Source organism: Paenarthrobacter sp. NPDC089322 (assembly GCF_040684895.1).
Classification (GTDB): Bacteria; Actinomycetota; Actinomycetes; order Actinomycetales; family Micrococcaceae; genus Arthrobacter.
Genome location: NZ_JBFBGW010000017.1, coordinates 93,356 through 102,293, shown reverse-complemented (window position 1 = coordinate 102,293; position 8,938 = coordinate 93,356). Strand labels below are relative to the sequence as shown.

Genomic DNA, 8,938 nt, shown 5'->3' with positions numbered 1-8,938 from the left:
AAACACACCACAAAACCCACCACCAACCCCCACCAACCACCCCAACCCCCACAAAACACATCACGTGAACCCCATCACCCCCGGTGAAAGAGCGACCAGCAAAAGCCTGCCAACGGTGAAAGAGCGACCAGCAAAAGCCGCCCACCGGTGAGAGAGCGACCCATAAACAGGGCAATCGGTGAGAGCGTCCAAAGGGTGGGCCGCCGTCGAGCATCCCCTCAAAAGGCGCCAGCTAAGACAGCAGCGCCCAAAGCCGGCACCCCGATATGAAACCCGCAGCGCGACCCAGGAACCGGAAGTGTTGGCCAAACTGGAAAGCTCCCCTGAAGTCGGAAATCCAGTCCAACTTCAGGGGAGCAGCCCGGGCGATGAGAGAGCGTCGCCGGAAAGACGGCCTTAGGTGAGAGAGCGTCGCAAGGGGGGGTGGCAGCGGCTCAGTGTCCTCCGTGGCCGGCGCCCTCGGTCCGGCGCATCATGGCGCCAAGGACCACTGCCGCGATCGCGATGATTGTCGCGGCGAGGAACGCAGCCTGCATGCCGGCAACCAACCCTGAGGACGCAGACACTACAGCGAAGATGGACACGAGCAGCGCAGTACCGGCAGCACCGGACACCTGCTGCGCAGTGCTCATGATGGCCGACCCGTGGGAGTACAGGTGCGGAGGCAACGGGTTAAGGCCCGTGGTGAAAGCGGGCGTGAACAGCAGGGCCAAGCCCAGGCTAAGCGCCACGTGCAGGGCGATGACCCACCCCAGGGCGCTGCTTTCATCCAGCCGCGAGAACTGCCAAAGGGTCAGGACCATGAGGACCGAGCCGGACACAGTCAGGGGCAGGGGCCCTACTTTGTCGAAGATGCGCCCGATCACGGGGCCCAGGAGGCCCATAGCCAAGCCGCCCGGCAGCAACGCCAGTCCGGTCTCCATGGGCTGCAGGTGCAGGGTGTTCTGCAGGTAGAGCGGCAAAAGGATAACTCCGCCAAACAGGGCCATCATGGCCACGACCATCAGGAGCGTGGACACAGTGAACATGCGGAAGTTGAAGGCGCGGAGATCGAGCAGCGGAGAGTCGGACTTCTGCAGCCTGATCTGGCGGAAGACGAAGAGCGCCAAGCACACGACGCCAACCGCCAACGCGATGACCGGCACCACGCCGGCATTCGCGCCACCGATTTGGCTGAGCCCGTAAACGAGCCCGCCAAACGCCGGGACGGTCAGGACAACTGAGGTGATGTCCAGGGTGGTCTTGCCCCGCTCGCCAACGTTCGTGAGGTACTTCGCACCGATCGCAAGGGCAGCAAGGGCCACCGGCAGCACGAACACGAACATGAAACGCCACGAGAAGTGGTCCAGGATGATGCCGGAAACTGTCGGTCCCATGGCGGGAGCAACCGAGATCGCGATGCTGACGTTGCCCATCACCGCACCGCGTCGCGACATCGGAACCAACGTGAGGATGGTGGTCATCAGCAGCGGAAGCATGATGGCCGTGCCGCCGGCCTGCACGATCCGGGCCAGCAGCAACACCACGAATCCCGGTGCCAACGCAGCCAGGAGCGTGCCCCCGCTGAAAAGACCCATGGCAAGCATGAAGGACGCCCGGGTGGTCAGCCGTTGAAGGATGAACCCCGTGGTCGGAATCACAACCGCCATGGTCAGCATGAACCCGGTGGCGAGCCACTGTACCGTGGGCGCATCCACGCGCAGATCGGTCATGAGCCGCTGAAGCGCGACGTTCATGATGGTCTCGTTGAGGATCACCACGAAAGTGGCGACCAACAAGGTGACGATGACCGTGACTGACTCACGGGACATTTTTCCGTTGACAGGAGGCTGCCCTGCTTCCGTGGAGGCAGGGGCAGGTGCGCCGGAAACGGGATCGCCGTGGGCGTCGGACGTGACGTCGGTAGACATGAAGATTCCCCAAGGTTTGGATTTTTGGTGTCCGGCGATCTGTGCCGGCAAAGACAGGAACAGTCTAAGCTCCCCCGCCATTCCCGTCAGCAGGAAATCCAAACGTCAGGAATTCAATGGTGCGTTGTCAATCAACCGCACCGGTCCCACTTTGGCTGCAATGATGGCGAGCCCCTCGCCGCGGAAGGGCGTCTCCTTGCAGTTCTCGGCGAGCGGTTCGAGTGTGGCGGGGTCAACGACGTCGAAATAGTCCAGTTCCACCAGTGGTTGGGATTCAACAAGCGCGACGGCGGAATCCAGGTCCAGCGGTTCATGCGCGGTTGCGCGCGACTCGATCAGGCGCAAAGCCCGGGAGAGCACGAGGGCGGCTTCACGCTCTTCATCCGAAAGGAAACGGTTCCGGCTGGATAGTGCCAGCCCGTCGTCGCTGCGGACGGTCGGCACGGGAACGATCTCCACAGGGAAGTTCAAGTCGGCAACCATGCGTTTCACCAAGGCAAGCTGCTGGGCGTCCTTCTGGCCGAAGTAGGCGCGGTAGGCCGCCGTCGAACCGTCCGCAGCGGCGCCGCCAGGCAGCCCGTAGTGCAGCAGCTTGGCAACCACAGTCAGGGCGCCGTCGAAGTGCCCGGGGCGTGAGGAGCCTTCCCACTTTTCACCCAATGGCCCGGACGTCACGCGCACCAATGGCTGGCCGCCCGGGTACACCTCATCCACGGAGGGTGCAAACACGAGATCGACGCCCTCGGCATCGAGCAGGGCCATGTCTGCCTCGAGCGTTCGCGGGTACCGGTCCAAGTCCACGGCGTCACCGAATTGCAGTGGGTTCACGAAAATGGTGGCCACAACAACGTCGTTCTCAGCCACGGCTGTGCGCGCCAAAGCGGCGTGGCCGGAGTGCAGTGCGCCCATTGTTGGCACGAGACCCTGCGAATTCCCGCGCTTTTCCGCGAGCAGGCGGGCACTTTCGGCGCGAAGTTCGGCGGCGGTGGTCACAAGCTTGATGGCCATGCTCTTCATTTTCCTTCCGGCGCCGCGGGCTCGCTGTCCAGCGCGGCGCTGATGTCCTTCAACTGTTCGGGGCGCAGCAGTCCTCGGTTCCCGGCCCGGCGAGCCGTTGCCCGCGCCATGGCCTGGTAGGCCGCGAGGACATCGCCGCCCGCACCGCCGTCGTATTCCTTCAACGCCTGCGCGTGGGCCGAAACCGTGCCCACATCGCCGCGGGCGACCGGCCCCGTCAGGGCCGACTCGCCTGAAGCGAGGGCATTCTCCAAGGTGGCGCGCAGCAGGGGCCCCAGCATGGATTCGGGCGATTCGACGCCGATCTCCCGCAGCAGCTGCGACGCCTGGGCTACCAACGTCACCATGTGGTTCGAGCTGTGGGCGAGGGAGGCGTGGTACAGCGTTCGGTCCGCCTCGGCAATGGCCACCGGTTCCGCGCCCATCTCAACTACCAGCGCCTGGGCAATCGGCAGCATCGCGGCGTCGGCGGTGACACCGAACGTGCAGTCCATGAGCCGCGTCAGGTCCAGGCTCATCCCGGTGAACGTCATGGCCGGGTGCAGCGCCAACGGAATTGCACCGGCCGCGCGAACCGGCTGGAGGATTCCGACGCCGAACCGGCCGGATGTATGCGCCACCAGTTGTCCGGGCTGCCAAGCTCCGAGCTTCGCGAGTCCGGCCACGAGCTCGCCCAGAGAATCGTCCGGCACAGCAAGCAGCACCAGTTCCGACCGCTCCACGATCTCCTGAATCTCAAGTATCGGGACACCCGGCAGCAGGCTCTCGGCACGCTCCCGGCTCGCCTCGGAGACTGCGGAAACCCCGACGACGGCGTGCTCGGCCGCGCGCAAGGCCGCACCAAGGACGGCACCCACCTTGCCGGCGCCGATGACACCGACTCCAAGTCGACCTGGCCTAGCCATGGTTCTGGTCCTCCCTGCTAGGAATCTGCGGTGGGGCAGCTTGCGGTGAAGCCTGCTCCGTTGAAGGCGGCGCCGGTTCGGGTCCCGCCGTCGCGGGCGCTACTTGCGCCAGCCACTGCTCGCTCGTTTGCCGCTTCCGCGCTTCCCGGGCCCGTGCAGCCTGCTGGTCGAAAAGCTCGACGGCCTGCGTTACGTCGGCATGGAAGAGGCGCGGAGACACGGGACCTGCCGTGGTGTGGAGGACGAGATCGGCCACCCCGAAGCGTCGGGCCAGCGGCCCCTGCTGCAGGGCCATGGACTGGGTGCGCTGGTGCGGAACCACCACCAAAGCACGCCACAAACGCCCCGAACGAAGAAGCAGCGCAGTGCGGGTGGCCAGGAAACCGTTGCGCCGCCAGCCCAGCGGGGCCAACCAACGAGCACGGCGCGGAGTGGTGACAAAACCGTCTCCCCCAGCGCCCGACGCGCCAGCATCCGGCGCGCCCCCAGGCAGACCGGAACCAGCCCGCACACCGGAACCAGCCGGCGCCATTCCCTCCAGCCCCGCAGTAAACACACGCACGGGATCGTCAATCCCCGGATCCGGAAGGACCAGCGACAACATGCGCATCACATCGGACTTCAGACCGACGGGGAGCAGCATGGTGCGGGCCGCGCCTTCCCCACTGGCAGCAAGGCCGTATCCCGCAACGTTGACGTGCATCCGATACCACCCGAAGAACCTCCACAGCGGTGCCTGCGTGACCATCAGCGCCTGGATCCGGCCGGGCGGCAAGGTCTGGGCTTGGGTGTCGAGAAGTCCGTAGCGCAGCCGGATGCCGTCCGGGGAAATCGCTGCCGTAAAGTTGTACCCCTTGTTGAAGGAACTCCAGTACGCGGCGCCGATACCCAGGACAGCAGGTATCAGGGCCAGGAAGATGGCGTTGTTCTCCGTGATCACGGAGATGGCAATGGACGCCACCGCCCCGAGCACCACGAAAATTGTCTGCTCGCTCAGCAGCAGGGATCCAATCAGCCGCGACGGCGGGACAGAGAGCACCACCTGTTCCGGAGCCTCGGGAACTTCCTCCTGGGTGGCAGGACCACTCACCACGCCGGCGGCCCTCGCCAAAATCGTGGCGCGCAACTGCTTGGCCTGGGCGAGCGGCAGGTACGCCAAACGCACGGCTGATTCACCGGCGTCGGCAACTTCGAACTTGAGTTCAGCGAGACCGAAGATCCGCGCCAAAAGGGGCTGCACAATGTCGATCGCCTGGACGCGGTCCAGCCGCGCCTGGCGCTGCTGCTTGAAAAGGAACCCGGTGTTGACCCGGACGTAGCCCTCCGCCACTTGATACCGCGTGAAATACCAACTAAGGATGAACCCGCCCACGGTCAGCAGCATCAGGGCGGCGCCGCCCGCCAAAAGCCACGGGACGCGGCCGCTGATGTTCGGATCCAGGAAATCGCGCCCTTGAAGCATGCGTTCGAAGGCGTCACGCCCAAAGAAATACACGACGGCGGCCAACGCCACCCAGCCACGCACGAACGGTGACGCCGGATGCACGCGCCGCCAATCGCCGTCGACGGCTTTGCCCGGCAGGCTCATCGCGGCACTGCTTTCAGGGCCAACGGCCGAACTGTCCTCCGGGCTCACAGCCCGGCCAGCCTGGCTTCTCCGCGCGCCGAAAGCTGCTCGCGCAACCGGGCACCTTCCGCGGCCGGAAGACCGGGAAGGTGGGCGTTGGTCCCGGCGGAAGCCGTGTGGAGTTTCAAAGTGCAGAGTCCCAGCCCGCGTTCAACCGGCCCCACGGCCACGTCCACGTACTGCATCCGGCCGTACGGAACCACCATGGTCCGCTGGAAGAAGATGCCGCGGCGGATGAGGAGGTCGTCGTCACGCTCCGCGTAACCGATCGCCCGGACCTGGCGAGGAATCAGCACCAGCCGCCACAGAGCCAGGACCAGCATCACGGCCGGAACCGCGATGGCCAGCCACAGCGGAGGCCAACGCCACCAACCCATCTGCACGAAAACCAAGGGAAGGCTCACGATGGCCAGCATCACCACGTTGCCAATGGTCCATTCCACCAAACGGACGGTGACGTACTTCGGGGACACCCGCACCCACTGGATACCGGGAGGGTCAATCGCCTCGGTACGCATACTCGCCTTCGCCTTTTGCTTCGCCGCGACGGGTTTCCGGTCCGGCCGTACCGCCCTCAAAATCCTCAGGAGGGATGCGGCAGAACCGCTCCACAACCAGCCCGACGATGACCATCACCACGCCACCACCGCCCATGAGCAGGGCGTTCCAGAGGATTCCTTCACCGCTCCGCAGGGTCCCGATGCGCAGGAGGTCCAGAGCGATTCCGGCGTGCCAACCCAGCAGGAGCGTCCCTGCGTAGGCACACGCCTGAGCCAGGATCAGGGTCCGGGCAGCCAGGATCGGGTTCAGCAGGTTCTTCTTCTTGCCGTTGCGCCACCGGAGGACGCGGATCCCCATGATCAGCGTGAGCACGGCGATGACACCCATGGTCACCAGAGCAGAGACCGGCAGCACAGGGGTCGGCATGCTGAAGCGGTTGGTTGCCGCCGTGGCCAGCCAGCCTATGGCGGCAGCAACGACGGCGATAGTCACCAGGACCAGCGGACGCATGGCTTTCATAAGCTACTCCACGGCTCCCGTCGCGGGGACACCAGCGATGTCACCGTACCCGTCAAAGCGCCGGATATCCGGCATGTCATTCGCGACGGCGGCAAGTTCAGCAACGCTGCGACCATTCAGTTTGGCGTTGGGCTCCAGCAAGGACCACGGGTACAGGACGAACGCCCGCTCCGCGGCCCTCGGGTGCGGGATGGTGAGAATGGGGTCCTCGCTCACGAGCTCACCATAAACGATGATGTCCACGTCCAGGGTCCTCGGACCCCAACGGACTTCCCGGGTCCGGTGGTGCTTCTGCTCGACGCCGTGGCAGTGCTCCAGCAGTTCGAGGGGAGTCAGCGTAGTTTCAACCGCCATGACCATGTTCAGGAAGTCAGGTTGGCCTTCGGGACCACCCACAGCTTTGGTCTGCACCACCGGCGAAACGCCAAGGAGCCGCACCTCGGGAGGATCCACAAGATCCGCGACCGCCGTGGACAGGGTGTCGTTCCGCTCCCCCAGGTTGCTGCCCAGGGCAAGGATGGCTTTGGTGTACCCGGAGTTCATGATCGCTCCCGGTGGACGCTCACCGTGACATCGCCGAACGGCACCTCTATGGGGGCTTTGGGTTTGTGGACGGTGACGTCGACGGCGGTCACGTCGTAGTTGGCGAGGATGCCCTCGGCAATCCTGACCGCCAAACCTTCAATCAGGTTCAGCGGCTCGCCCTCGATGTGCTTGGTGATGAGTTCGGCCACCTCGCCGTAGTGCGCTGTGAACTGGAGGTCGTCCGTCTCCGCAGCCTTGGTGAAATCCGTGTGCAGCACGGCGTCCACCACGAACGGCTGGCCGTCCCGGCGCTCGAAGTCGAACACTCCGTGATAGCCGACGGCGGTGACGCCGGTCAGCGTGATCCTGTCCACAGCGTCCTCCGGTCAGCGGGCGATTCGAGCGGCGACCTTGACGGCGTCAAGGCTTGGACCGACGTCGTGGACGCGGACAGCCCACGCGCCCTTCGCGGCACTCAAGGCAGTGATGGCTGCGGTGGCCGCGTCACGTTCCTGCGGGGCGGCAGCCTTGCCGGCCACTGTCAGGAGCGAACCAAGGAACCGCTTGCGGGATGCTGCCACCATCACCTTGTGGCCGAGCCCGAAGAGCTGGTCCAGGTTCTTCAGGATTTCCCAGTTGTGGTCTTCCTTCTTGGAGAAGCCAATGCCTGGATCAACGATGATTTGCTCGGGGGCGACTCCTGCCGCGTACAGCTTGTCGCGGACTCCCTTCAGCTCCGCCACGACGTCCGCCGTTACGTCGTTGTAGTCCGCGAGGCTGTCCATGGTGAGTGCATCCCCACGACGATGCGTGAGGATATAGGGCACCTTGGCACGGGCGACGAGTTCCGGCATGTCCGGCTCAATGGTCAACCCGGAGACGTCGTTGATGATTGCGGCGCCGGCATCCACGGCGGCTGCTGCCGTGGATGTGTGCATCGTGTCGATACTGACCAGGGCGCCGGCCTTCACCAGCGCCTCAATCACGGGGAGGACGCGGCGCTGCTCCTCCTCGGGGCTCACCGGTTCAGCGCCGGAACGCGTGGACTCTCCACCGACGTCGATGATGTCCGCACCGGCGTAGAACATCCGCAAGCCCAGGGCGATCGCGGAGTCGGGCGTGCGGTGGGCGCCGCCGTCGCTGAAGGAATCCGGGGTGACATTCAGGATTCCCATAACGAGGGTCCGGTCCGTTGGCAGGTCCTCGAACCGTGCCGCGGGTCGCGGCTTGCGGAGAATCGGCAACGGGCTTGTGGCCGGGCCGGTTCCGGGTGCTGCAGCGAGGGAATCCATATATTGCTTACCTTCCGAGTATGAGGCTCATGGCCTCGGCGCGGGTGGCCGGGTCATGGAGTTGACCGCGCACCGCACTGGTGACGGTCTTTGCGCCCGGCTTACGGATGCCGCGCATGGACATACACATGTGTTCGCACTCGACGACGACAATCGCACCGCGCGGGTTGAGGTGCGTCACGAGCGCCTCAACGATTTCCGTGGTGAGGCGCTCCTGGACCTGCGGGCGACGAGCGTAGATGTCCACCAAACGTGCAAGCTTGCTCAGGCCTGTCACCTTGCCGTCATGTGACGGAATGTAACCGACATGCGCAACACCGTGGAACGGTACCAAGTGGTGTTCACACGTGGAGTAGAAGGGGATGTCCTTCACGAGGACAAGCTCTTCATGGTCGAGGTCGAAGGTGGTGGAAAGGACCTCCGCGGGGTTCTGGTGCAGGCCCGCGAAAACCTCCGCGTAGGCCTTGGCCACGCGCTTGGGCGTGTCCACCAGGCCTCCCCGGTCAGGGTTTTCACCAATGGCCAGGAGGATCTCGCGGACTGCTGCTTCAATGCGCGGGCGGTCCACTTTATGGCCCCGCTTGGCGTCCACGGCGGAACCGTGGGCGGCGGCGAGGTCGTCGTCGTCGAAATGAGTCACAG

At 64.9% G+C, this 8,938-nt stretch carries 10 protein-coding genes; all 10 read right to left on the bottom strand.

The window, feature by feature from the left end:
- Positions 1-434 precede the first annotated feature (434 nt).
- The 10 genes from AB0N65_RS16135 to folE all read right to left on the bottom strand — a co-directional run bounded on the left by AB0N65_RS16135 (position 435) and on the right by folE (position 8,936).
- Positions 435-1,910, bottom strand: a complete 1,476-nt coding sequence (locus AB0N65_RS16135) for a DHA2 family efflux MFS transporter permease subunit (RefSeq protein WP_364163676.1) — start codon at positions 1,908-1,910, stop codon at positions 435-437.
- 105 nt (positions 1,911-2,015) lie between these two features.
- Positions 2,016-2,918, bottom strand: coding sequence for a pantoate--beta-alanine ligase (gene panC / locus AB0N65_RS16130; protein ID WP_364163674.1), 903 nt, complete (start codon positions 2,916-2,918; stop codon positions 2,016-2,018).
- A gap of 5 nt (positions 2,919-2,923) precedes the next feature.
- Positions 2,924-3,832 carry a DUF2520 domain-containing protein gene (locus AB0N65_RS16125; RefSeq protein ID WP_364163671.1) on the bottom strand — a complete coding sequence of 303 codons (909 nt, stop codon included), beginning with the start codon at positions 3,830-3,832 and terminating at the stop codon, positions 2,924-2,926.
- Positions 3,825-5,420, bottom strand: a complete 1,596-nt coding sequence (locus AB0N65_RS16120; protein WP_364163668.1) for a PH domain-containing protein — start codon at positions 5,418-5,420, stop codon at positions 3,825-3,827. The genes AB0N65_RS16125 and AB0N65_RS16120 overlap by 8 nt, the downstream gene beginning before the upstream one ends.
- Before the next feature lie 44 nt (positions 5,421-5,464).
- Positions 5,465-5,977 carry a PH domain-containing protein gene (locus AB0N65_RS16115; protein WP_364163665.1) on the bottom strand — a complete coding sequence of 171 codons (513 nt, stop codon included), beginning with the start codon at positions 5,975-5,977 and terminating at the stop codon, positions 5,465-5,467.
- On the bottom strand, positions 5,958-6,479 hold the full coding sequence (locus tag AB0N65_RS16110) for a DUF3180 domain-containing protein (protein WP_364163663.1): 522 nt from the start codon (positions 6,477-6,479) through the stop codon (positions 5,958-5,960). Before AB0N65_RS16110 ends, AB0N65_RS16115 begins: the two co-directional genes overlap by 20 nt.
- A 3-nt stretch (positions 6,480-6,482) precedes the next feature.
- Entirely contained in the window at positions 6,483-7,022 is a 540-nt protein-coding gene (gene folK / locus AB0N65_RS16105; RefSeq protein WP_364163660.1) for a 2-amino-4-hydroxy-6-hydroxymethyldihydropteridine diphosphokinase, read from the bottom strand.
- On the bottom strand, positions 7,019-7,378 hold the full coding sequence (gene folB / locus AB0N65_RS16100) for a dihydroneopterin aldolase (RefSeq protein WP_364163658.1): 360 nt from the start codon (positions 7,376-7,378) through the stop codon (positions 7,019-7,021). The genes folK and folB overlap by 4 nt, the downstream gene beginning before the upstream one ends.
- A gap of 12 nt (positions 7,379-7,390) precedes the next feature.
- Positions 7,391-8,296 carry a dihydropteroate synthase gene (gene folP, locus AB0N65_RS16095; protein ID WP_364163655.1) on the bottom strand — a complete coding sequence of 302 codons (906 nt, stop codon included), beginning with the start codon at positions 8,294-8,296 and terminating at the stop codon, positions 7,391-7,393.
- 7 nt (positions 8,297-8,303) lie between these two features.
- A complete protein-coding gene (gene folE / locus AB0N65_RS16090; protein ID WP_364163652.1) occupies positions 8,304-8,936 on the bottom strand; it encodes a GTP cyclohydrolase I FolE in 633 nt (210 codons plus the stop codon).
- Positions 8,937-8,938 lie beyond the last annotated feature (2 nt).

What these genes read in the sequence shown, in the direction of transcription:
- AB0N65_RS16135 (WP_364163676.1), bottom strand. Translation starts at nt 1,910, where the DNA reads ATGTCTACCGACGTCACGTCCGACGCCCACGGCGATCCCGTTTCCGGC.
- panC (WP_364163674.1), bottom strand. Translation starts at nt 2,918, where the DNA reads ATGGCCATCAAGCTTGTGACCACCGCCGCCGAACTTCGCGCCGAAAGT.
- AB0N65_RS16125 (WP_364163671.1), bottom strand. Translation starts at nt 3,832, where the DNA reads ATGGCTAGGCCAGGTCGACTTGGAGTCGGTGTCATCGGCGCCGGCAAG.
- AB0N65_RS16120 (WP_364163668.1), bottom strand. Translation starts at nt 5,420, where the DNA reads ATGAGCCTGCCGGGCAAAGCCGTCGACGGCGATTGGCGGCGCGTGCAT.
- AB0N65_RS16115 (WP_364163665.1), bottom strand. Translation starts at nt 5,977, where the DNA reads ATGCGTACCGAGGCGATTGACCCTCCCGGTATCCAGTGGGTGCGGGTG.
- AB0N65_RS16110 (WP_364163663.1), bottom strand. Translation starts at nt 6,479, where the DNA reads ATGAAAGCCATGCGTCCGCTGGTCCTGGTGACTATCGCCGTCGTTGCT.
- folK (WP_364163660.1), bottom strand. Translation starts at nt 7,022, where the DNA reads ATGAACTCCGGGTACACCAAAGCCATCCTTGCCCTGGGCAGCAACCTG.
- folP (WP_364163655.1), bottom strand. Translation starts at nt 8,296, where the DNA reads ATGGATTCCCTCGCTGCAGCACCCGGAACCGGCCCGGCCACAAGCCCG.